Consider the following 24,457-nt stretch of genomic DNA (forward strand, 5'->3'; position numbering starts at 1 on the left):
CAACAGGCAAAACTCAAAATTTCGACCCATTCTAATCGGAGAAGCGGTTAATCTTATTGATTAAGGTTAAGAACTCGGTTTGCTCTTCGACAGTGAGGTTTTCCAAATACATCTCGTTGACCCGCTCAGCCTCACGAATAAGATCTTGCTCTAACGCTTTACCATTATTGGTGAGGTATATATTGAATGCGCGACGGTTATCGAGATCTTGCTGACGGGTAATGAGTTGCTGTTGTTGCAGTTGATCCAGCAGTCGAGTCATGGTGTAGTTAGCGACATCACAACGCTTTGACAGCTCAGTTTGAGTCACACCCTCTTCCTGCCAAAGCGAAAACAGCACAGGCCAAAGTTTAATGTCCAGATCATAGCGTTTAAGCCTCTGATCTAACGCATTTTGTAGGTCAACATTTAGATGGGAGACCAAGTAACTTAAACTTTCAAATCGATTCAATCAGCACCTCCTAAGCAGCTTAGCGGTTCATTTAATCTTATCACTTACGCTAAAAGAAACTAGCCTTAGCAATAGCTAATTATTGATTATCAATCAAAAAGCTTATAAATCATAACCTTGAAAATGTTAATTCGAGTTCATACTCAAGCACACAGTTTAGGCTATAAACTCATTTATAAATCGATAGAAACAGGCTCGGTTTAACTTAGCGACAAGCCCCCTTTCTAGCTGCAGCATAATTTTGTCGTTCGTTACGGTAAAACCATCAAAACTTGCAAGCTCATGCTCAGTGCCAATACTTGATATAACTTCAAAAGTACCCGCTTGCTTTGCATCATAATCAACTATAACGAGCGCTTCACTCACCACGTTAACTTTGAGTTTTTCCACAGGCGTAATTAAATAATATTGACCTTCAACCCTATGCAAAATACTGGCAAACAGTTTACTGAACTTAAGTGGCAATTTGCCACCACGATAGTACCAGTCACCGCTGTCTGTGATCTCAAAAATTGCACTAGCATCACATAAAGGCGCACCTTGATTCAGCGAATTGAGTGCTTCTGTCGCGGTTGCTATTTTTGAGGTCATCTAAAAGTCCTCTGGAACCCAATCCATCTTTAAAGACAAAAAAACTAGCCAAAGGCTAGTTTTTCATATTCGCTCTAGAGTAAGTTTAATAAAGCTTCTATTGGATGCTTAGGTTTAAAACCACTAAAGCGTTTTACCTGACTTCTACAAGAGTAGCCTGATATAAGCACCTGTGAAGGCGGCAGTTTTGCAAGAGTTTGCTCCCAAGACATCGCATAAAGCGTTTTAGAGCGTTCGAGGTTTTCAGCCTCATGACCATAGGTTCCTGCCATGCCGCAACAACCTAGACTGACCGTATTAAGCTTGGCGCCAAAATGTTCAAAAATGCCTTTCCACTCATTGGCGGTATTTGGCTTTGCAGTAGACTCTGTACAATGACTAAACCAAGTAAACTCATGGTCGTCGTTCTCACTGGTTGTGACTTCAGCCTGAGGCAATTTCTCAATAACATCAAGCAACCATTCATTAGCTAATTGCACATGGAAGTCGCCTCTCGCGCCGCCAAGTACTTCTGCATATTCGTCACGGTAGCAAAGCACTAGTGCAGGATCAATGCCCACCATTGGCATATCTAGCTTAGCAACTTCATTTAAGAAATCAGCAGTCGACTTTGCCGTTCGGGCAAATTTATCTAAAAAACCTTTAATATGGATTGGTTTACCATTTGGCTTGAATGGCAGCAATATAGGTTTAAGACCGAGTTTCTCAATAAGCTTTATAAAATGCAGTACAGTGCCTGCTTCATAAAAACTATTGAAAGGATCTTGCACAACTAGCACGTATTGGCAGCGCTCAAATTCTGGTATTTGCTGTAATGCCGCAAGATCATAACCTCGACTGGCATGCCCTTCTAAACGCTGTTTTAACGTCGGTACCGACAGTGCTGGCGAATCAACATAGCCGAGCGACTTTTTAATCACCCACTTACTCAAGCTATTTTGCGATACAGCATTAACCAGCTTTGGCGCTGATGCCATTAATGGCAATGATTCTTCGATGCCTGCAACTAAATAATCTTTAGCAGGACGCAAATAGCGCTGATAATAAATATCAAAGAATTGCGCTCTAAATTTTGGTACATCCACTTTGACTGGACATTGACTAGAGCATGCCTTACACGCTAAACAGCCCTTGAGAGACTCCATCACTTCATGGGAGTAATCGTACTCTTTATCTATTTTTAAGCTATTTTGCGCTCTTTGGAGCCAGCCTAAAGGCTTAGCACGCGCCAGCTCATTGACATCAATACCTTCTGCTTCAAGTAAACGTAGCCACTCGCGCATTAATCCTGCGCGTCCTTTCGGAGATTGAACTCTATCACCGGTCACCTTAAAAGATGGGCACATTGGTGAATAATGGCTGTAGTTAAAACACAGGCCGTTACCATTGCAATTCATCACATCAGGAAAGGCGTTACGAGTCTGAATAGGGATCTGTCTGTCAAAGCTACCGCGCTTAACACTGTCCACATTGTAGAGCATCGGTCCACTATTTTTAGGAGCAACCAACTTACCTGGGTTAAGTTTATTGCTTGGATCAAATAATCCTTTAACCTCTTCAAGTAAGCCATATAAGTGCTCACCAAAAACCGCAGGGCCATACTCACCGCGAACACCTTTACCATGCTCGCCCCACATCAACCCGCCGTATTTAAGTGTTAAGTCTGCCACCTGATCTGAAATCGTCTTCAGTAGCTTTTCATCATCTACATCACACATATCCAGTGCTGGACGCACATGCAAAACACCGGCATCGACATGACCAAACATACCATATTGCAGCTCATGGCTATCTAGCAGCGCTCTAAACTCAATAATAAAATCGGCGAGTTTCTCTGGTGGCACTGCAGTGTCTTCAGCAAATGCCAGAGGCTTACGTGAGCCTTTAGCGGCACCTAAAAGACCAACGGCCTTTTTACGCATAGCATATATGGTGTTAATGCTATTTCTGTCAGAGGTGATTTGATAACCTAAAAGCCCCGCCTCTTGCTGTTCAAGCTGTTTAGTTAGCATGGTTTCAAGCAGGTTGAGCCGGGCTTCAACATCAGCTTGTTCACCCGCAAACTCAACCATGTTAAGTCCGTCTATCTCTTTACCTGGTACATCGGTGATCAGTGATGACACTGAATGCCAAATGATGTCTTCTTTGGCGAGGTTAAGCACCTTTGAGTCGACAGTTTCAACAACGGTAGCGTTGGTTTTGACTAAGTCGGGCGCATGACGCAGCGCCGATACAAACGAATCATACTTAATGTTGACCATCATGCGGCAGGTTGGCAGCGGCGTAATATTAAGCTTGGCTTCGGTGATCACCGCCAGAGTCCCTTCGGAGCCAGTCAATATTCGCGAAAGATCAAATTGCTCTAGCTGTTCATCCCAAACATTTTTAAGATCATAGCCGGTCAAAAAACGGTTCAATTTGGGAAAACGTTGATCTATCTGCTCACGGTTGTCTTTGCATATTTTGGCAACCGTTGTCAGTAACTGTTGACCGAGCTCATTGTCAGTAATTCCACTCACATCATCGAGTTCTGCCTGTGTAACAGGCTTAGTTTCAAGTTCGCTTCCATCAAAGAGTATGCTGGTTAAGCCCAGCACGTGATCTGAGGTTTTACCGTAAACTAATGATCCCGCGCCAGAAGCGTCAGTGTTAATCATTCCACCTAAAGTGGCACGATTTGACGTTGATAAGTCTGGGCTAAAGAAAAAACCATGGGGGCGCAAAGCATCATTTAGCGCGTCTTTCACTACACCAGCTTGTACTTTGACCCAGCCTTCTGCCGCATTCACTTCTAAAACCTGATTCATGTAGCGCGACATATCGACAATAATGCCATGGGTTAAAGACTGCCCATTGGTGCCTGTACCGCCGCCTCTTGCACTAAAGACCACTTTGTTAAACTCTGGTTGATTGGCAAGTGTTAACGCTACTTGCACATCATCTGCGGTCTTAGGATAGATAACTGCTTGCGGTAAGAATTGATATACCGAGTTATCGGTGGCTTGGGCTAAACGCGCGCTGTAGCGAGTATCGATATCGCCACTAAATTGCCCATCCTCTAACATTGATAAAAAGGAAAGGTAAACAGGTTCAAGCGTTTGTTGATGTGATAGCTTCGGTAACATGGCGGCTTCTGTCAATTATTATTCTTAAGTTTATGCCAAACATTATAAACAAAAAAAAGCCGCTAAAAAGCGGCTTTTTTAATGTTTTTAACGAAATGTTAAATCACGCAGAGTTAACATCCCATTTTTAGTGGCTTACGTTAGCCGTGCGCTTCCGCTAGGTATAACCAAGTATCAATCACAGTATCAGGATTTAACGATACTGTATCGATGCCTTGTTCAACCAACCAAGCCGCGAAGTCATTGTGATCAGAAGGACCTTGACCACAAATACCGACGTATGCACCTTTTGCTTTAGCCGCTTTAATGGCCATAGCAAGTAGCGCTTTAACCGCATCATTTCGCTCATCAAACAGATGGCTGATAATACCTGAGTCACGATCTAGACCAAGTGTTAGCTGGGTTAAGTCATTTGAACCGATAGAGAAACCATCGAAATGCTCAAGGAACTGGTCAGCCAGCAATGCGTTTGATGGTAGCTCACACATCATGATAACGCGTAGGCCATCTTTACCACGCTCAAGACCTTCCTCTTTAAGCAGCTCAATAACTTGTGCAGCTTCGCTCACTGTACGAACGAACGGGATCATGATCTCTACGTTGGTAAGACCCATCTCATTACGTACACGTTTAATCGCTTCACACTCAAGTGCAAAACAATCACGGAACGATTCAGAGATATAACGGCTAGCACCACGGAAGCCCAACATTGGGTTTTCTTCTTCAGGCTCATAACGGTCACCACCTACAAGGTTTGCGTATTCGTTTGACTTAAAGTCAGACATACGAACAATAACCTTTTTAGGATGGAATGCTGAAGCGATAGTCGCGATACCTTCAACCAAGCGAGCAACATAATACTCAACTGGAGAGTCGTAACCTGCGATCATCTCGTGGATCTCTTCCTGAAGTTCAGCTGTTTGCTGGTTAAACTCAAGTAGAGCCTTTGGATGAATACCTATCATGCGGTTAATGATGAACTCAAGACGTGCAAGTCCAACACCTTCGTTAGGCAGACGAGCGAAATCAAATGCTCTGTCAGGGTTACCGACATTCATCATAATCTTCATAGGAAGATCAGGCATTGAATCAACACGTGATGAAATCACTTCAAAATCTTGCAGACCATTGTAGATAAAACCAGTATCACCTTCGGCACAAGAAACAGTCACTTCCTGACCATTTTGAATGCGTTCAGTTACATCGCCACAACCAACGACTGCTGGAACACCTAATTCACGAGCAATAATTGCTGCGTGACAAGTACGTCCACCACGGTTAGTAACAATCGCGCTTGCACGCTTCATGATTGGCTCCCAATCAGGGTCAGTCATGTCTGTAACGAGTACATCACCGGGTTGGATCTGGTCCATATCGTCAATTGACTTAAGAACTTTAGCAACACCTTTACCGATCTTGTGTCCGATTGCACGGCCTTCACAAACTACGTCACCTTGAGTCTTAAGGTGGTAACGCTCAATAAGCTGTACATCTTCACGAGAACGAACAGTTTCAGGGCGAGCTTGAACAATATACAACTTACCGTCGTTACCGTCTTTTGCCCACTCGATGTCCATTGGACGACCGTAGTGCTTCTCGATAGTCATCGCCTGCTTGGCAAGCTCTTGTACTTCTGCGTCATTGATTGAGAATTCTCGGCGCTTATCAGCGGCGATATCTTCAATCTTAACTTGCTTACCGTGGGATTCATCATCTGAATACACCATCTGAATAAGCTTGCTACCAATATTGCGACGAACAACCGCTTTATGGCCAGCAACTAAACTTGGCTTATGAACATAAAATTCATCAGGGTTAACCGCACCTTGAACAACCATTTCACCTAGACCGAATGAAGAGGTAATAAATACCACATCATTGTTGCCAGACTCAGTGTCCATAGTGAACATGACACCAGAAGATGCCTTATCAGAGCGCACCATACGCTGAACACCAGCAGAAAGTGCAACACCTTTATGGTCATATCCTTGGTGAACTCGGTATGAAATAGCTCGGTCATTAAACAAAGAAGCAAATACATGCTTAGTTGCTACGAGTACCGCTTCATAACCCTTAACGTTTAGGAATGTTTCTTGTTGTCCCGCAAAAGATGCATCCGGCATATCTTCTGCAGTAGCTGAAGAGCGAACCGCAAAAGATGCGTCACTGGTTTCAGCGGCAAGTTTGTCGTAAGAATCACGAACGACTTGCTCAAATTCTGGATGGAACGGGGTATCGATAACCCACTGTCTAATCTGTGCACCTGCTGTAGCGAGTGCGTTCACGTCATCTACATCTAGAGTTTCTAGAATTTCGTATATCTTCTGGTTAAGTCCGCTTTGTTCAAGAAATTCATTGAACGCAAAAGACGTTGTAGCAAATCCACCAGGCACTTGAACACCTGCATTTGAAAGATTGCTAATCATCTCACCAAGAGAAGCGTTCTTACCGCCGACCTTGTTGACGTCACCCATGCCTAATTCTTGATACCAGAGTACGTATTGCTGCACAGTTCTAATCTCCGCAAGTATATTTTAGTGTGGCTCTTCACACGAGAGCAGCGGCATTTTACACTCCCCAACAACAAGCGTAAATGTATAATTTTATTTGTAATTTTATTACTACAAGAGGTCAAAATGTTGCGTAAAGTATTTTATATCTCAGATGGGACGGCGATCACAGCGGAAGTGTTTGGCCATGCAGTTTTAAGTCAATTTCCCCTTGAATTTGACGCACTTACAATTCCGTTCGTTGAAACAGAAAAAAAAGCTGAAGCGGTTAAGGCTCAAATTAATGATTGTTTTATTACAACAGGTGAGCGACCGCTGGTTTTCCATTCTATCGTCAAAGCTGAGATTAGAGACATCATATATAGCAGCGAAGGACTCGATTATGACTTTTTGAACACATTCGTTGCACCTTTAGAGAAACAATTAGGCATACCTGCAACGCCAGCTTTACACCGAACTCATGGTAAAACCAATGACAGTTATGAAGCGCGAATAGAAGCAATTAACTACGCAATGGAAAATGATGACGGCCAAACCATGAAACACATGGATAAAGCAGACCTGATTTTGTTAGGCGTATCTCGTTGCGGTAAAACGCCATCGAGCCTGTACCTATCAATGCAGTTTGGTATAAAGGCAGCAAACTACCCTTTCACCGAAGATGATATGGATAATTTGAAACTTCCGGATGCGTTGAAACGCAACAAAGATAAACTGTTTGGGCTAACCATTGATCCCGTTCGTTTACATGAGATCCGTCAAAGCCGTATGTCGAATAGTCGTTACTCTTCACTGCGCCAATGCAGGACTGAAGTGAAAGAAGTAGAAATGATGTACAAAAGGGAGCGTATTCCGTTTGTAAATACCACCAACCATTCGGTTGAAGAGATTGCGACCAAGATTTTAGAAGCAACCAGCCTAGAGCGTCACATGTTCTAATGCTGATGATTGAATGAAGGCTTTTTTAAAGCCTTCATTTATCGAAACATGAAGACATTGGGCCTCGAGCAGGTCTTTATGTTGATTAATAATCACTATCCACAACTTCTTTTATGAATAAACAACACATCACACTGGCTTATTATCTTGCTTGCTATACGCACTTACCAGCCCTTGCTAATACAACAACTATTTTAAGCTAATCAAGCATTTCAGCACTACTTATGCATAACATAAATCAAATAGTTGCTAATAAGAGGCAAATTAGAGCTAAATTTCCGTTATTTGCCACTGTGCATAACGCTATGATTCGTTATAATCCGAAGTAATCAGGCAAAAAGCCCATACGAACGCTCGGTATTGTGAATGACCATTAAAACAGACGAACTACGCACCTCACTTTTATGTAAGGTAATTTCACCTGCACAACTCGCTTCTGAATATCCTTTAACTCAAGATGCTGCTGACTATCTCGTTGAGCAACGCCGTGAAGTAGAGGCTATTATCAATGGCGATGATCAACGACTACTTGTCATCATCGGCCCATGCTCAATACATGATACAGAAGCTGCACTCGATTACGCTCAACGCTTAGCAAAGCTGCATCAGCAATATAAGGATGATCTATGTATCCTTATGCGTGTCTATTTTGAAAAGCCACGTACTACGGTCGGTTGGAAAGGACTTATTTCGGATCCCGATTTAGATGGCAGCTTTAGTCCTAACAAAGGTTTGCGTAAAGCGCGCCACCTTTTGCAGCAGATCACTGAACTAAAACTACCTATCGCAACAGAATTCCTCGATATGGTTAATGGCCAGTACATTGCAGACTTGATCACTTGGGGCGCGATTGGCGCACGTACTACAGAAAGCCAAATACACCGTGAGATGGCGTCAGCACTTTCATGCCCTGTTGGTTTTAAAAATGGTACTGACGGTAACATCGATATTGCTGTTGATGCAGTACGAGCAGCGCAGGCTCCACATATCTTCTACTCACCAGATAAAGACGGTGCAATGGCCGTTTACCGTACTCATGGTAACCCTTATGGCCACATCATCTTACGCGGCGGCAAGCAACCAAACTACCATAGCGAAGATATCGAAAAAGCAGCCACTCAATTAGCGAGTGTGGGTGTGACTCAGCGTATGGTTGTCGATTTTAGCCACGGTAATAGCCAGAAGAAGCATAAGCAACAGTTCAATGTTGCTGATTCAATTATGCAGCAGATGGGCCAAGGCTCTACAGCCATTGCTGGCATAATGGCTGAAAGCTTTATCGAAGAAGGCAATCAGAAAGTCGTTGCGGGTGAAAAGCTCGTATATGGCAAGAGTATTACTGATGCTTGTATTCACTGGGAAGATTCAGAAGTACTGCTGCGCGATCTGGCAAAAGCATCCAGAGCCAGAATTAATTTACTAAAGTGATTTAATTCAAACTTATAAAAAAGCGCATCGACTGAATTCACTCGATGCGCTTTTTTATGTATTCAGCAAAAGATGACTAGGGGCTGTTGATCTTTGATTGCTTGGAAGATCAACAGCACCTAATGATTGTTGTAGTAACTATCGTGGTTAGCTTTCAGCTTCATATCTTGTTGACCTTGATAAACCTCTATTAACGCAAAGTCTGCTTTTTGTAAATAAATCCACCCCTCTTTTACACGTATCCAATGCTCGCCTTGTCTGTCGAACACTTTAGGAAACGCTCCCCACCCAGAAGATGAAATATCCAATTGTTCAAACCGAATAAAACTCTTTGCTGGGGCAGTTAAACTTGGCATTTGATAAATTTTGTTAAAAAGCCCAAGCAGTTCACTTTTATCTGTCTCAGAAAACTGATAACAACTCACCTTATTTAGGCTTCTATCAAACCAGTAATATGGCTTAGCGTCTGAAAACCGATAGACAGTACAATCGTTAAACGTAATCGCCCATGGCTTTGCTTGTTTAAAACCGATAAAACCTTCAAACCTAATGCTAGTCTCTTTATTTTCAGTACTTTGACACCCTAATAAAACTAAGGTCATACCCGCAATCAATAGACTCTTTATACCTTTACTGCCCATCAAGCTTGACTCCATATAAGCGCTTTTTCTATGCATAGCAACGATACCTATTAGCCGTAGAGTTTAAAGCTAACATGTTAGAGCCACTATTCTAATGCCTATGAAAGGAGTATAGTCGCGCCTTTCTTGTGCATAACCTTAGGTTGCCGTATGCCCTTAACTCAAACTCCGACTCAATTTAGTGAAGCGATGTCACTAAGAATTGAGCAGTCTGAAGCTCGCGTTATTAAAGCTGTGTTTCCATCAATTACTAACCACCACAATACACTATTTGGTGGGGAAGCTTTAGCTTGGATGGATGAGACAGCATTCATTGCTGCTACACGCTTTTGTCGCAAAACACTTGTTACTGTCAGTTCAGACAGAATTGATTTTAATAAGGCGATCCCAGCAGGCTCTCTAGCGGAGATTATTGCCAGAGTGATTCATGTAGGTAATACCTCAATCAAAGTTGAAGTTAATATTTTTGTAGAAGATATGTACCAAGACCTTCGCGAACATGCGATACGCGGTGTATTTACCTTTGTCGCGGTAGACGACGATAGAAAACCAACAACAGTTTGGACCCAAGGATAAACGTATAAATTAAAGAGGTTTAGTTAAAACCTCTTTAATTTGTTTCAAATTTTTGATTTACCCATTAATAGATAGTTAAACCTTTAGACCAAAGTCTAACTCCGCGCAAAATTTTACCAATTTATAACGTTTGTCGGATAAAGCCATAGAATAGCTTGTCATTTATCTGTTACATTGAAAGCATCTTCACGAGCAACCAAAATAACCCTATAAAGCCATGAAGCCTGAAAACTTAAATATAATAATTGCGGATGACCATCCTCTATTTAGAAACGCATTAAGACAAGCATTAGCCACTGCGTTTACCAATACTCAATGGTTTGAAGCTGATAGCGCTGATGCGTTACAAAATCTTCTAGACAATAGCGACATTGAATATGATGTTGTGCTGCTGGATCTACAGATGCCAGGTTCTCATGGCTATTCGACATTGATCCATCTTAGAACTCACTACCAAGAACTACCCGTCGTTGTTATCTCTGCCCATGAAGACAATACGACTATCAGTCGCGCAATTCATTATGGTAGCTCCGGTTTTATCCCTAAATCATCATCCATGGAAACGCTTGCTACGGCACTTGAAGCCGTTTTATTTGGTGATGTTTGGTTACCAGAAGGCGTTGAACTGCAAGAGATCAGTGATGACGGTACTGACCAGATGGCCAGTAAACTTTCAGATCTGACCCCACAGCAATATAAAGTACTGCAGATGTTTGCTGAAGGCTTACTTAACAAACAAATTGCCTATGACTTAGGCGTTTCAGAAGCCACAATTAAAGCGCATGCCACCGCCATATTTAGAAAGCTGGGGGTTCGAAATCGTACCCAAGCGGTAATCGCACTGCAGCAGTTAGAGATGGAAAAAGTCGATCTATAACGGATAAAAGCCGTTGCAGAAAAACCGCATTGCATGCGGTTTTTTTATGGCTATCAATATCTGTTACTACCTAAAGTTCTCCATGACCTTGTAGTACATCATCCCCAGTGCCAATGCTTGGTTTCCAAACCACTCATTGAGCGGGATCCTTAAATGTTGCATATCAGCAAAGAGAGCAAATTCTTGCTGCTCTCCGATAATGGCATTAGCCATGATTTCACCCATAATGTGGGAGGTCGCAACCCCATGACCCGAGTAACCTTGGCAATAGAATACATTTTTTGAAACTTTGCCTAGCTGCGGAATACGATTTAGCACAATACCCGCCATACCAGTCCACTCATACTCTATATCGACCCCTTTCAGTTGTGGGAAAGTACGCTCCAGAGCAGGCCTAAGTTCATTAGCAACATTTTTAGAGTCCCGACCCGAATAGTTAGTGCCACCACCGAACATTAAACGGTTATCGGCGGTTAGTCGGTAGTAATCCAGTACAAAACGAGTGTCATACACAGCAACATTTTTGGGGATCAAGCTTTGGGCCTGCTCTGAGGTCAGTTGTGCAGTGGCGCAATTCCCCAGCGATGCAGGAAACAACATGCCTCTTAATTTTTTTCTCGCCAACTTATGATAAGCATTCCCCGCCAACACAACACTGTTAGCGGTGATCTTCCCCTTTGATGTGGTCACAGTAGCAAGAACCCCATCTTCAATATCAACAACTGCCGAGTGCTCAAAAATTTGTGCGCCCATACTCTCAGCAGCTCTTGCCTCACCAATACAAAGATTAACTGAATGCAGGTGCATATTACGCTTGTTTAAAAGGCCGCCGTGATACAAGGGTGTGTTGATATACTCAGGTAGCTGCTCTTTAGTTAGCAGCTCCAGCTCGCTAGCCATGCCATGCTTACAAGCCTCATCATAGGTCTGTTGCAACTCACTTATGTGACTCGCTTTATAGGCTGTATGTAAATGCCCATACTTAAGGTCGCACTCGATTCCGTACTTTTTTACTCGCGTTGTTATTATCTCATGTCCGCGCCAACGCATATTCCAAACAAACTGCTCAGCATCAGTGCCCAATTTATTGCGTAACTGCTTGGTCATGGCTGTATCACCTGACAAACTGCCCGTCACCTGGCCACCATTGCGGCCTGTCGCTCCCCATCCAATCTTATTGGCCTCTACAATCGCAACCTTGTAGCCTTTCTCACAAAGCTCCACTGCCGTCGCTACACCAGTAAAGCCACCACCAACAATCACCACATCAACACGTATATCAGCTTCTAACTCTGGATAGTCAGTTTCAGTATTGATGGTGGCGTTGTAGTAAGAGTTGCAGCGTGGTTGTGACATAACAATTTCCTTTTGAGTAATTGATTACTTCTTGTTTTATATTTTTTACATTGCGTTCAGTATATCAATCTTTAATGTTGGGTCAAGCTATCTAAATTCTGAAAAGCGCTAGACAAAAATTTGGCACGCTTTTAGCTGCAACGATGTTCCAAGTCGGTTTACTTCATTTGAAGCAATAACTTGTCGAGTGATATTTCAGCGACTATCTTCAATAGTGAACGGTAAATACCTTTTACATTGATAGGTCGTAAGCATCGTCCTCTGTTCCACTCTTCTTAACTTATCGATAAGGAGATGGTATTACCGAAAATGATAAAACATATGTTGTCGAGAGGCGTACAGGCATAGCTCTGGGTAGATTCGGCATATTAAGTCACGATTTAGATAAGGACTGTGAAATGAAAAAACTCGGTTTAGTAATGGTTATCCTCGCGCTTAGTGCCTGTGCATCTGCACCCGCGACATGGAAAGGTATGTCAGAAAGAGATATTGCGGCATGGAAAGAGATTGGTTTTAACGCTGAGCAAGCTCAAGCGTGGAAAGGTAGTGGATTTACCGCAGAGCAATCTGAGAGTTGGTCCAAACATGGTTTTAACCTGACCAGTGCCACAAGTTGGAAAGGACAGTCTTTTGATGCTGATGAAGCCAAAAGTTGGAAGACTGGCGGCTTCGACGTAGACAGTGCCGTTGAATCAAGAGATAAAGGCTTAACTCCTGTAAAAGTTGAGTAGGACAAGCCCTGTTAAATAAAAGGCACAATAGATGTGCCTTTTTCATTTCCAGCTATCAGCCCTTTCTTACCAAACTTGAGATCAACGCTCTAAGCGCAGCAGGTTTGACCATTTTGGCCATGTAGTGGTAGCCACGAAGCTGAATGTCATCAATCAGATCTTTACGAGTATTTGCGGTAATTAATATACCAGGCAGGTTTTCACCGTAAAGGTTTCTGACACCATCCATCGCATCAACGCCATTTTGATCATTATCTAAATGATAATCAGCAAGTACAATATCGGGAGCAACGCCTTTAAGCCCTAGTTTAATTCTTGCATCTGCAAAGTCGCTGGCGCAGATAACCTCACACTGCCAACGCGTTAATAAACTTTCCAGTCCCGCTAAAATAGCCTCTTCATTATCAATACATAACACCTTCACGCCCGCTAAAGGTTGCAAAAGAGAGGCAACTTTCTTTGGCGTAGGCGCAGTAACCTTTTTACCAAGTGGCACTTTAATCGAAAATACTGAGCCCTGCCCCAAAATTGAACTGACATTGATTTCATGTTCTAAAACACGACTAATCCTGTCTGCAATGGCTAAGCCTAAACCCAAGCCACTGGCACTTTTACTCTCTGGGTTATCCAGTCGCTTAAACTCTTTAAAGATCTCTTTTGTTTCACTCTCGTCAATACCGCAGCCAGTATCAAGCACTTGAATTTCAAGTTCACCGCCGCGATAACGGCAGCCCAACAAAACACGACTTCCCTTAGCATAACGATAAGCATTAGTTAAGAAATTTTGTAACACGCGTCTGAGCAGGCTTGGGTCTGAGTTGATTGTTGCAGAGCAAGGAATTGCGCTGAACTTAATTGAACAATCCTTAGCCATCGCCTCAAACTCAACCGCTAAGCCATCAAGTAGATCTGCAATGGCAAAGTCACGTCGATTAACATCAACCATCCCAGAGTCTAATTTCGAAATATCGAGCAAATCTGTCAATAACTCTCCGGCAATTTTCAGCGAACTATTAACATGGCTTAAGGTTGTTTTAGCCTCTAGATCTAAGTTGGGGTATTGCGAAAGTGACGCAGTGAAAAGCCGGGCAGCATTTAATGGTTGCATTAAATCGTGACCCACTGCGGCAAGAAACTGACTTTTAGAAGCATTTGCCATCTCCTCTTGCGCTTTCGACTCCAGCAGTTTGCTGTTAAGCATTGATAATTCGTATGTCCGCTCCTTTACTCGTGCTTCGAGCGTCTCATTGGACTCCTGCAACGCTTTGGCTTGCAAACGATATTGAGTAATATCAGTAAAGGTCATCACAAAGCCCCCCCCAGGCATGGGGTTGCCCTGAATTTTTATAACTTTGCCGTCTTTACGCTGTCGCTCTGAGACATGTTGAGTACCATTACGCATATGCTGTACGCGTTTGTCTACTTGATCTTCTATATCGCCAATACCACAATAGCCGCGCTCAGCATTAAAGCGAACCACATCACTGATGGGCATGCCTGCTTGTAAAAAGTTATCTGGATAGTCATATAGCTCAGCATACTTAAAATTCCAAGCAACCAAATTCAAATCTTTGTCAACCACGCTCATACCTTCGTAAGCGTGCTCTATGGCGCCTCTAAGCATGTCTTGGCTCAAGATAATTTTAGAAGAAGCCTCATCAACCAAGCTAAACACTTCATCAAGTGCTAAATCACGTCCTTGCATCACCGAGTCCATCACCAGTGATGCACTCGAGGCCCCCAGAACCCCAGCAAGCATATGTTCGGTATGTGCGATGAGCTCAGGTGGCGCAATCTTATGCCAGCTATCACTCTTTACCGCATCTTCAGAGAAACCTGAAAAACTTTCATAGGCGCGGGTTGGACTGACAAATCGACTGGCTAATATCAGTAGATCTTGCTGGGAAACGGGTGCACTCTTGCGGTTAGTATCTTTTTTAAAACGTCCTGGGGTCACAAAGGCACTGGCTTGTATTCGCTCGGCAACACCGGCGCGAAACCAGATGGAACCAAGCATATAACAGCCGCAGTTTGCCAGTAATGCGATGAGTATATCGCGCACGTTAGGCTTAATAGCATCTAGCAAAGCGATATCGGTCGCAACGATGCCTGAATGAGCAGCGGCTCCCTGCAGCAAGATGTAACACCAACAGCCAAAACCAACCGCAAGCCCTAAGAAAACACCACTGCGATTACCGTGTTTCCAATACATACCGCCGATTAACGCCGGAGCTAATTGTGCAAAAGCGCCAAAAGACAACATCCCTAAGGAGGATAGCGAATCATTATCCATAAACGAAAGATAACTAAAATAACCTAAGCCCAGAATAAGCATAATTGCGAGGCGTCGGGCATTAAGCAGAAGTTGCGAAAACTGGCTAAAATTTCTCGCCTTTATCTGCCCAGTCCGCAGCATTAGCGGTACCAGCCACTCATTACTCACCATCACACTAATCGTCACCACGGCAACGATGACCATCCCCGTAGCAGCAGAAAGTGTTCCGAGCAGCGCTACAACAGCAAGCCAAGGTTTATCGAGTGCTAATGGTAGGTTAATCACGTAAGTGTCAGCGGCGACCGCATCGCCAAGTAATAACTTGCCCGCTAATGCTAGTGGCGCCACGAACAAGCCAAACAACAGCAGATAAACCGGGAACATCCACTTAGCTTTAACCATGGTTTTTTCATTAGTACACTCAACCATCATTACGTGGAACTGCCTAGGCATACATAAGAAAGCAGCCATACCCACTAGCAATTCAGGCATCAACGATTCGATACGTAAATTAGGCTCGTTGATCAAATCCTTAGCGCTGGCTTGCTGCCAAATATCACCAAAGCCATCAAAAACACCAAAGCTAATGACAGCGCCAACAAGTAAAAATGCCCCGAGTTTAACTAAAGACTCAAAAGCAATCGCCAACATCATCCCAGGGTTATGCTCGGTAGCATCGAGCTTTCGAGTACCAAATAAAATGGCAAAAATGGCTAATAAGCCTGTAATAACCAGAGAGACTTTTGTACCGTCGAACAAAGCGCCCTCTGGCTGAAAAAGATTCAAGCTAAAGACCATCGCTTTAAGTTGCAGCGCAATATAGGGCATGATGCCAAACAGAGCGATTAGCGTGACTATTGCCGCAAGTAGTTGAGATTTACCGTATCTTGCTGCAATAAAGTCAGCCACAGAGGTAATGTTTTGCGCCTTTGACACAATCACCATCTTTCTCAGCAAGCCAAAGCCAACGGTGAATATTAAGATGGGACCAATAAAGATAGGTAGAAATGACCATAGATCATCGGCGGATTGACCCACCGTCCCCAGAAAACTCCAAGATGAACAATACACCGCTAGGCTTAAGCCATAGATCCAAGTTTGGATCCGTTTGGTGATACGACTGAACCAGCGCTCTGCTCCCCAAGCAATGAGGAACAAGATACACACATAAATGATGGCAATGGTGCCAACCAGAACAGTCAAATTCATAGGATTCTCTTTTTTTTACCTATTTTGCGGTAAAAACCAAATGAAATCTAGCCAAAAATAAATTACAACCATTTAAAAAATAAGGATATTTTTTTACTAGACCAAGGTCTAATAGAGATATAACCCTCACACAATCCATACTCATCTCACGCAAATTAGATAAGGGAAGCCCAATGAGCATGCAGTCTCTCTACAAAGTTCCAAGTGAAATCGCAGCAAATGCACTTGTAAATGACGAACAATATAAAAAAATGTATCAGGAGTCTATTGTAAACCCTGAAGGTTTCTGGAGAGAACACGGCAACCGTATCGATTGGATGAAACCCTTTACTAAAGTAAAGAAAACTTCGTTCGATGACCATAACTTGTTCATTAAATGGTTCTACGATGGCACGCTAAACGCTTCAGCAAATTGCCTAGACAGACATTTAGAAAATAATGCCGACAAAGTGGCAATTATTTGGGAAGGCGATGATGCAAAAGATCAGCGCACTATCACCTACGGTGAACTGCATGCTGACGTATGTAAATTTGCTAATGCCCTTCGCAGCCAAGGCGTAAGACGTGGCGACGTAGTCACTATTTATATGCCGATGGTTCCAGAAGCTGCCGTTGCGATGCTTGCATGTGCTCGTATTGGTGCTATCCACTCGGTTGTATTTGGTGGTTTCTCGCCAGACTCTATCGCTTCACGCGTTATAGACGGTAACTCGAAAGTGGTTATTACCGCAGATGAAGGCCTGCGTGCGGGACGAATTATTCCACTAAAAGCCAATATTGATGAAGCGCTATCGCACCCTGATGTTGACTGTATTGAAAAAGTCATTGTCATGAAGCGTACTGGCGGTGATATTAATTGGGTTGAAGGCCGTGATATCTGGTGGGAATCTTTGATGGAAACCGCTTCAGAGCACTGTATGCCTGAAGAGATGGGCGCTGAAGACCCGCTGTTTTTGCTTTATACCTCAGGCTCAACAGGTAACCCAAAAGGTGTGCTACACACCACTGGTGGTTACATGGTTTACGCCGCAATGACTCACGAGTATGTGTTCGATTATAAAGACGGTGAAGTGTATTGGTGTACCGCTGATGTAGGTTGGATCACCGGCCATTCATACATGGTATATGGCCCGCTAGCCAATGGCGCTACCGTATTAATCCACGAAGGTGTGCCTAACTACCCAAGCCCTGCTCGCCTCGGTGAAATGGTTGACCGACATAAAGTCAATATCTTGTACACTGCGCCAACTCTTATCCGAGCATTAATGGCCGAAGGCAAAGAGCAGTTCGATGGTTTTGACGGTAGCTCATTGCGTATTATGGGCTCGGTGGGCGAACCGATTAACCCTGAAGCGTGGCGCTGGTATAACGATGTCATTGGTCATGAGAAATGCCCTATTGTTGATACGTGGTGGCAAACAGAGACTGGCGGTATTTTGATTAGCCCGCTTCCAGGTGCTACAGACACCAAGCCTGGTTCTGCAACTCGCCCATTCTTTGGCGTGCAGCCAGCACTTGTCGATAACATGGGTAATATTGTTGATGGCGCAAACGAAGGTAACCTCGTTATTCTTGATTCATGGCCAGGACAGATGCGAACTGTGTTTGGCGATCACGACCGCTTTGTACTGACCTACTTTAAAACATTTAGAGGCATGTACTTCACTGGCGACGGCGCAAAACGCGATGAAGACGGTTACTACTGGATCACGGGTCGTGTTGATGACGTGATTAACGTATCTGGTCATAGACTAGGCACCGCTGAAGTTGAAAGTGCTTTAGTTGCCCATGAGCAAGTTGCTGAAGCCGCAGTTGTTGGTTACCCGCACGACATTAAAGGCCAAGGGATCTACGCTTACGTCACGCTGACTCGAGGCACTGTTGAAACTGAAGAGTTACGTCAGGAACTTCGCCAGTGGGTTAGAAAAGAGATTGGCGCATTAGCCACGCCGGATCTTATTCAATGGGCGGGCGGATTACCTAAGACACGTTCAGGCAAAATTATGCGTCGATTCCTACGTAAGATTGCTGCAAATGAAGTGACAAACTTAGGTGACTCTTCAACGCTGGCTGATCCAGCCGTGATTGATACCCTGATTGAATCTCGTCTTAACCGCAGTGAATAATAGTTAAGCAGAAATACTCGCTTTACCTTCCCTAGCCCCTCATAGAGGGGCTTTTTTTATGCCTTTAAATAAACAAATCCACATTTTGCTTACCGTCACAGCGTATTTATGTGATGATTTCGATATCAGTTTTTGTATTTACCTGCCAAACGGAAACTCACGTGCAACTTCGAGACTATCAGCAACAATCGGTTGATGCCGCTATAAATCACTTTAAGTCGACTAGCGATTCTGCCGTATTGGTACTGCCTACCGGAGCGGGTAAAAGCATTGTCATCGCTGAATTAGCTAGAATCGCCAAAGGTCGCGTTCTGGTGCTGACCCACGTTAAAGAGTTAGTGGCGCAAAACGCAGAAAAAGTCGGCCTACTCACCGAGAAAGCCTCCATTTATTCTGCAGGGTTAAATCAAAAATCAACCCGTGGTAAAACAGTGGTTGCCAGTATCCAGTCTGCGGTTAAACAGCCAACGCAATTTGACGAACCCTATAGCCTCGTCATTATTGATGAGTGCCATCGAGTCAGCCCAGAAAAAGACAGCCAATATCAGCAGCTACTTGCTCACCTTAAATCGAAAAATAACAAGGTAAGACTGTTAGGGTTAACCGCAACTCCTTATCGCTTGGATCTAGGTTGGATCTACCGTCATCACTACCATGGCAAAATCGGTAATGCTGACAAACCCGTTTTCGAAAAGTGCATATTTGAATTACCCATGCGCCCATTAATCAAACAAGGCTTTTTAAGCCAACCAAAAATGTTTGACGGGCTTAGCGCGCAATATGACTTTAGCGAGCTAACGGCATCGCCTACAGGCCAATACAACGAATCAGAGGTTAATTCGTTACTCAATCATTGCGGACGTGCTACCACCGCTATCGTCAAGCAACTCATTGCGCTAGCAAAGCATCGCCAAGGAGTGATCATTTTTGCTGCTACCGTTAAACATGCCGAAGAGATAATGGCCAAGCTTGACGGGTATGAACCAGCACTAGTGACCGCTAAGACCTCTCGCGAAGACAGAGACCTGCTAATTGCAGCCTTTAAAGCTAAGCAGATAAAGTTTTTAGTTAATGTGGCAGTGCTTACTACGGGCTTTGATGCGCCCCATGTCGACTTAATTGCCATTATGCGACCCACAGCCTCGGTGAGTCTATTTCAGCAGATGGTGGGACGTGGCTTGCGTATCGATGCAGGTAAAACTGAATGCCTCATTATTGACTACGCAGCCAATGGTTATGACCTTTTCTATCCAGAGGTAGGCCAGCCCAAACCCAATAGTAAATGTAAACCAGTACAAGTACATTGTCCGGTATGCGACTTCGCCAATATTTTCTGGGGGTTAACTGATGACGATGGTGACATTATTGAGCACTTTGGCAGACGCTGCCAAGCATTGATAGAAACACCTGGCGGCAAACAACAATGCGATTTTAGGTTTCGCTCTAAAGCGTGCCCAAATTGTGGAGAAGAAAACGACATCGCCGCCAAAGTCTGTAACCATTGCCAAGCAGTATTAGTTGACCCCGATAAGCGACTCAAAGAAGTATTACAGCAGAAACATCACCACTTGTTTAAATGCCAAAGTATGTTGCTTGAGCCCGATGGTGAGCGCTTAATCGTGCGCTACATAGATATCGAGGGCAATGATTTCTGCCGATATTTTAAAATGCAGACGGCCGCCCAAATAAAAGCTGTATTTGCCCTGTTTATTTTCCCCCATAGCAAGACTCCGGGTATGAAACATAAAAAGTATCAATCAGCTCAGGAGCTTGCTAATGATGCCGACTGCTTTAGAAAGCCTGATCTGTTACTACTTAAAAAAGGCAAAAAAGGCTGGGATCTGCTTGAGTCCATTTTTGACTACCAAGGCCGCTATCAAACCGAGCCGAGCAATATGGCGCTGTAATTATCAGGTTAGCACTTGGTCATTTTTAAATATGCACCATTATAGAAGAGCATTTACAACAAATGTGGCCAGTTCCCAACGGTTCCGTGTAGAACGACAAATAGACAGTTCCTTAAACATATAATCGAAAATTCAGCAATGCGATTAACACGACTACAAATATCGATTAGAACTAATCCGTAGCCTATGTTATAAAGTGCTCAAGCTATTTTTGAGGAATTAATATGTTTGTAGTTATTTTCGGTCGTCCGGGTTGTCCTTATTGTGTACGTGCAGTTCAAGTTGCAGAGCAACTTACTGAAAAGCGTGAAGATTTCAAATTCAAATATGTTGATATTCATGCAGAAGGGATCAGCAAAGCCGATCTAGAAAAAACAGTTGGTAAGCCAGTTGAAACAGTACCGCAGATCTTTGTCGATAAAGACCATGTTGGCGGTTGTACTGAGTTTGAACAATATGTACGAGACAATGACTTAATGCCAGCGGCATAAGTTTAACCACTCAATAAAAAAGGAGGCTATCGCCTCCTTTTTTATTGTCTAAATTATCTAACTAAAAGTAATAATCTTGTATCAGCTAGAGTACATACTTCATTGAGAAGATGACACGATTTAGCTCACCATCAAAACCATTCTCTTTGGTGTTCTTCGCATACATATATTCAACACCAACCGTAAGTGGCTTAACTGGAGAGTACAGCAAGTTGACATAACCAGAATAAGAGTCTTTATTGACGTTATTACCAATCAAGTCAATATTGTTATCAGCTTTAAAACCTGAACCAGTGATACTTGTACGCCACTTATCATTCCACCAATGGCGATACGAAATATAGCCACCATATGAAGTGATCGCCTCAATGTCACCATTTACGTCCAATACACCCGCATTAGCGTAGTTAAGTGCCATATAGCGACCTAAACCATCACCATAAGTGGCTGACATTTTAATATCATCCTGTCCAACTGGGATCACGCCTGTAAAACTCAAGCCGTAACCGAAGGTTGAAGAGTCTAAATCATCTTGCTCAACGTTAAGCTGACGTGCGAGGCCTGCAAACGTGAACGCCATGCCGCCTTCAGTTTTCATATTATAACGAGCGACAAAATCTGGAACCATACCACTACCACTGGTTATACGGCTACCAGCTGGATCGCGATAGGCATTGAGTGTTGTTTCCGGGTTCTCAGCCGAGAATTGAAAACCACCGTTTGTGTAACGAACCATTGTTTGACGCACAAAAGGCGTACCTTCAGCAGCTCCAACAAAGTCTAAGTTTTCAGGTAAGGCGCCTGGATTTTGGAAAGTGGTCCACATTTGACCAGCAGCCCAATTATCGAAACTTAAAAATGCTTGACGGATCCGTGGCGAGTAGCTGTTAGATACTCGCTCGTTACCATCGGTATGAGTCATAAAATCGAGTTCAATGAAACCAACTAACTTATGACCATCAATATCGGTAGACGATTTAAAGTTAAAGCGTGATTCTCTTGCTTGGAAATCGACAACCTGCTTACCGTTACTTGGATCACCATAAATGGTACCTGGTACATAAAACTGTCGTGATAGACTGCCAGAATCAGGTGCGCCATTGCTGTAATCACTGAACATCACATCAGCTTTTACATAACCACCAAATTTAAAGTCCGTATCAGCCTGTGCACTTATACTCGTTGCAGCTATAAGCGAAGCACACAAGATACTTAATTTTGCTTGTTTCATTCCCTTTCTCCCGTATTTTTTATTATCCTTACGAAATATGACCGACTTAACATCAAGGCAACATTAGCAATAGGTCTATCAGACAAAAGTAGAACATCTCTTACTAATTAATCACTTTCGCATCCATCGCGGCTAATATTAGTAAAGAATTATACAAAGTGTTAATAACTCACGATAATTTTAAGAGAAAGATGTAACTATTCTTATAGCACTCGCCCCATTAAAATAAGCAGCAATAACAGCAGTAATCAAAGGAGTTCTGAATAAGTGATAAAATACATGAGGTTAAATAGGGTTTTTAAAAGGGGGATACGGCTGAAAAGAATATGTCACATGGCTGTCATCCGCTAAATAAAACTGACGAATTATTTTATTTATTGCTTTATTTAGACTCAATGTTATTAGCTGTATTCGCCTAAACATCTAAATTACTGCAAACACTTTAATATTTTCTTTAAACAATACCAACAATAATAGCGATGAATTAAGCACTAAATTTCTGATAAACAGGTTTTAAGGATCGCTTTTAGCGATTAAATAGAGATTAAAGAAACAGAAAAAATAAATAGTTCTCTTCCATTGGGTAGTACAGGTTCAGATATTGAAATCATAAGACGAAGCTATAACACTCTGAGTAACGAACCAGCTGCCAATAACAAAAGAAACAAGCCAGCAGCCTATTCATTAGTATCTGCTGCAACAAAGCTGACATCTAATCTAGATATTAAATACTTTGTATGAATAGGAAGAAAACTGCATAGGAAAAAATCTAACAAATGATGTGTAATCGAAGTAAAATTTACAGTTCACGATTGAATCAGAAAGTGGTGGGCTGTGAAGGATTCGAACCTTCGACCAATTGCTAAAAGAGCAAGCCAACTGGTTATTCATTAGTATCCGCTGCAACAGAGCTAACATCTAATCTAGACATTAAATTCTTTGAATAAATAGGAAAATTGAGTTCATTTATGAAGTTGTTAACACATGAAGCAAGGTATGGGATTTACGATTGAATCAGAAAGTGGTGGGCTGTGAAGGATTCGAACCTTCGACCAATTGGTTAAAAGCCAACTGCTCTACCAACTGAGCTAACAGCCCTTTCTGGTAATGCTGAGTTACATTTTCTGATTTCATTTGCTTTGATGCAAATCCACCTCAGAAGTGGTGGGCCGTGAAGGATTCGAACCTTCGACCAATTGGTTAAAAGCCAACTGCTCTACCAACTGAGCTAACGGCCCTTTCTGGTATTGCTGATATATTCAAGTCAATAACTAACTATCATTAGTTAAAGCCAACTGTCTGTTTCTACAAGAAACTGAACTAACGGCTCTTTTTGGTATTACGTTTCTGAACTCATCTGCCTTGAAGCAAATCCACCTCAGAAGTGGTGGGCCGTGAAGGATTCGAACCTTCGACCAATTGGTTAAAAGCCAACTGCTCTACCAACTGAGCTAACGGCCCTTTCTGGTATTGCTTCTACTTGTTTTTCCACCTGTAGAATAAGTGGTGGGCTGTGAAGGATTCGAACCTTCGACCAATTGGTTAAAAGCCAACTGCTCTACCAACTGAGCTAACAGCCCTCTCTGGTATTACATTTTCTGATTTCATTTGCTTTAAAACAAATCCACCTCAGAAGTGGTGGGCCGTGAAGGATTCGAACCTTCGACCAATTGGTTAAAAGCCAACTGCTCTACCAACTGAGCTAACGGCCCTTTCTGGTATTGCTTCTACTTGTTTTTCCACCTTGTAGAATAAGTGGTGGGCTGTGAAGGATTCGAACCTTCGACCAATTGGTTAAAAGCCAACTGCTCTACCAACTGAGCTAACAGCCCTCTCTGGTATTACATTTTCTGATTTCATTTGCTTTAAAACAAATCCACCTCAGAAGTGGTGGGCCGTGAAGGATTCGAACCTTCGACCAATTGGTTAAAAGCCAACTGCTCTACCAACTGAGCTAACGGCCCTATCTGGTATTGCTTGTATCATTAGCACT

16 protein-coding genes and 7 tRNA genes are annotated in these 24,457 nt (G+C 43.0%); 8 read left to right on the plus strand and 15 right to left on the minus strand.

Annotated elements, in window-relative coordinates; translation table 11 throughout:
• Positions 1-31: 31 nt before the first annotated feature.
• The 4 genes from K5R16_RS03690 to ppsA form a co-directional block, all read right to left on the minus strand.
• Positions 32-451 carry a MarR family winged helix-turn-helix transcriptional regulator gene (locus tag K5R16_RS03690; RefSeq protein WP_220736198.1) on the minus strand — a complete coding sequence of 140 codons (420 nt, stop codon included), beginning with the start codon at positions 449-451 and terminating at the stop codon, positions 32-34.
• A 156-nt stretch (positions 452-607) separates the two neighbouring features.
• Positions 608-1,042 carry a DUF1285 domain-containing protein gene (locus tag K5R16_RS03695; RefSeq protein ID WP_220736199.1) on the minus strand — a complete coding sequence of 145 codons (435 nt, stop codon included), beginning with the start codon at positions 1,040-1,042 and terminating at the stop codon, positions 608-610.
• 74 nt (positions 1,043-1,116) lie between these two features.
• Complete coding sequence (locus K5R16_RS03700) at positions 1,117-4,167, minus strand: FAD-binding and (Fe-S)-binding domain-containing protein (RefSeq protein ID WP_220736329.1); 3,051 nt, start codon at positions 4,165-4,167, stop codon at positions 1,117-1,119.
• Between the two features lie 140 nt (positions 4,168-4,307).
• On the minus strand, positions 4,308-6,677 hold the full coding sequence (ppsA, locus tag K5R16_RS03705; protein WP_220736200.1) for a phosphoenolpyruvate synthase: 2,370 nt from the start codon (positions 6,675-6,677) through the stop codon (positions 4,308-4,310).
• Positions 6,678-6,803: 126 nt separating this feature from the next.
• Here ppsA and K5R16_RS03710 point away from each other — a divergent pair, with 126 nt between their 5' ends.
• Both K5R16_RS03710 and K5R16_RS03715 read left to right on the plus strand, forming a co-directional pair.
• Positions 6,804-7,616: a pyruvate, water dikinase regulatory protein gene (locus tag K5R16_RS03710; protein WP_220736201.1), complete on the plus strand. Its 813-nt coding sequence runs from the start codon at positions 6,804-6,806 to the stop codon at positions 7,614-7,616.
• A gap of 366 nt (positions 7,617-7,982) precedes the next feature.
• Positions 7,983-9,044: a 3-deoxy-7-phosphoheptulonate synthase gene (locus K5R16_RS03715; protein ID WP_220736202.1), complete on the plus strand. Its 1,062-nt coding sequence runs from the start codon at positions 7,983-7,985 to the stop codon at positions 9,042-9,044.
• Between the two features lie 119 nt (positions 9,045-9,163).
• On the opposite strand, the gene K5R16_RS03720 is transcribed toward K5R16_RS03715, so the two are convergent.
• Entirely contained in the window at positions 9,164-9,721 is a 558-nt protein-coding gene (locus K5R16_RS03720) for a hypothetical protein (protein WP_220736203.1), read from the minus strand.
• A gap of 114 nt (positions 9,722-9,835) precedes the next feature.
• On the opposite strand from K5R16_RS03720, the gene K5R16_RS03725 reads away from it, so the two are divergent.
• Together K5R16_RS03725 and K5R16_RS03730 are read left to right on the plus strand one after the other, a co-directional pair.
• A complete protein-coding gene (locus tag K5R16_RS03725) occupies positions 9,836-10,261 on the plus strand; it encodes an acyl-CoA thioesterase (protein WP_220736204.1) in 426 nt (141 codons plus the stop codon).
• Positions 10,262-10,478: 217 nt separating this feature from the next.
• On the plus strand, positions 10,479-11,138 hold the full coding sequence (locus K5R16_RS03730; protein ID WP_220736205.1) for a response regulator transcription factor: 660 nt from the start codon (positions 10,479-10,481) through the stop codon (positions 11,136-11,138).
• Between the two features lie 66 nt (positions 11,139-11,204).
• On the opposite strand, the gene K5R16_RS03735 is transcribed toward K5R16_RS03730, so the two are convergent.
• On the minus strand, positions 11,205-12,494 hold the full coding sequence (locus K5R16_RS03735; protein WP_220736206.1) for an FAD-binding oxidoreductase: 1,290 nt from the start codon (positions 12,492-12,494) through the stop codon (positions 11,205-11,207).
• 398 nt (positions 12,495-12,892) lie between these two features.
• On the opposite strand from K5R16_RS03735, the gene K5R16_RS03740 reads away from it, so the two are divergent.
• Positions 12,893-13,225 (plus strand): hypothetical protein, encoded by a 333-nt coding sequence (locus tag K5R16_RS03740; RefSeq protein WP_220736207.1) that lies wholly within the window; start codon positions 12,893-12,895, stop codon positions 13,223-13,225.
• Between the two features lie 55 nt (positions 13,226-13,280).
• Here K5R16_RS03740 and K5R16_RS03745 read toward each other — a convergent pair whose 3' ends face one another.
• The gene (locus K5R16_RS03745) at positions 13,281-16,709 is read right to left on the minus strand and encodes a PAS domain-containing hybrid sensor histidine kinase/response regulator (protein ID WP_220736208.1); all 3,429 of its coding nucleotides are present in this window, start codon (positions 16,707-16,709) and stop codon (positions 13,281-13,283) included.
• Positions 16,710-16,882: 173 nt separating this feature from the next.
• On the opposite strand from K5R16_RS03745, the gene acs reads away from it, so the two are divergent.
• The 3 genes from acs (at position 16,883) to K5R16_RS03760 (ending at position 21,233) form a co-directional block, all read left to right on the plus strand.
• Positions 16,883-18,835 carry an acetate--CoA ligase gene (acs, locus tag K5R16_RS03750; protein ID WP_220736209.1) on the plus strand — a complete coding sequence of 651 codons (1,953 nt, stop codon included), beginning with the start codon at positions 16,883-16,885 and terminating at the stop codon, positions 18,833-18,835.
• Positions 18,836-18,996: 161 nt separating this feature from the next.
• Entirely contained in the window at positions 18,997-20,742 is a 1,746-nt protein-coding gene (locus tag K5R16_RS03755; RefSeq protein ID WP_259649760.1) for a DEAD/DEAH box helicase, read from the plus strand.
• 224 nt (positions 20,743-20,966) lie between these two features.
• Entirely contained in the window at positions 20,967-21,233 is a 267-nt protein-coding gene (locus K5R16_RS03760; protein ID WP_220736211.1) for a GrxA family glutaredoxin, read from the plus strand.
• An 85-nt stretch (positions 21,234-21,318) separates the two neighbouring features.
• Here the strand turns inward: K5R16_RS03760 and K5R16_RS03765 are convergent, their stop codons facing one another.
• The 8 genes from K5R16_RS03765 to K5R16_RS03800 form a co-directional block, all read right to left on the minus strand.
• Positions 21,319-22,464 (minus strand): DcaP family trimeric outer membrane transporter, encoded by a 1,146-nt coding sequence (locus K5R16_RS03765; RefSeq protein WP_220736212.1) that lies wholly within the window; start codon positions 22,462-22,464, stop codon positions 21,319-21,321.
• A 1,022-nt stretch (positions 22,465-23,486) separates the two neighbouring features.
• Positions 23,487-23,562 (minus strand) — tRNA-Lys (locus K5R16_RS03770).
• A gap of 64 nt (positions 23,563-23,626) precedes the next feature.
• Positions 23,627-23,702, minus strand: a tRNA-Lys gene (locus K5R16_RS03775).
• A gap of 147 nt (positions 23,703-23,849) precedes the next feature.
• Positions 23,850-23,925, minus strand: a tRNA-Lys gene (locus tag K5R16_RS03780).
• A gap of 43 nt (positions 23,926-23,968) precedes the next feature.
• A tRNA-Lys gene (locus K5R16_RS03785) sits at positions 23,969-24,044 on the minus strand.
• A 56-nt stretch (positions 24,045-24,100) separates the two neighbouring features.
• A tRNA-Lys gene (locus tag K5R16_RS03790) sits at positions 24,101-24,176 on the minus strand.
• Positions 24,177-24,220: 44 nt separating this feature from the next.
• Positions 24,221-24,296 (minus strand) — tRNA-Lys (locus K5R16_RS03795).
• 56 nt (positions 24,297-24,352) lie between these two features.
• Positions 24,353-24,428 (minus strand) — tRNA-Lys (locus K5R16_RS03800).
• Positions 24,429-24,457: the final 29 nt, after the last annotated feature.

Source organism: Shewanella sp. c952, assembly GCF_019654975.1.
In the GTDB taxonomy this organism is placed as follows: Bacteria; Pseudomonadota; Gammaproteobacteria; order Enterobacterales; family Shewanellaceae; genus Shewanella.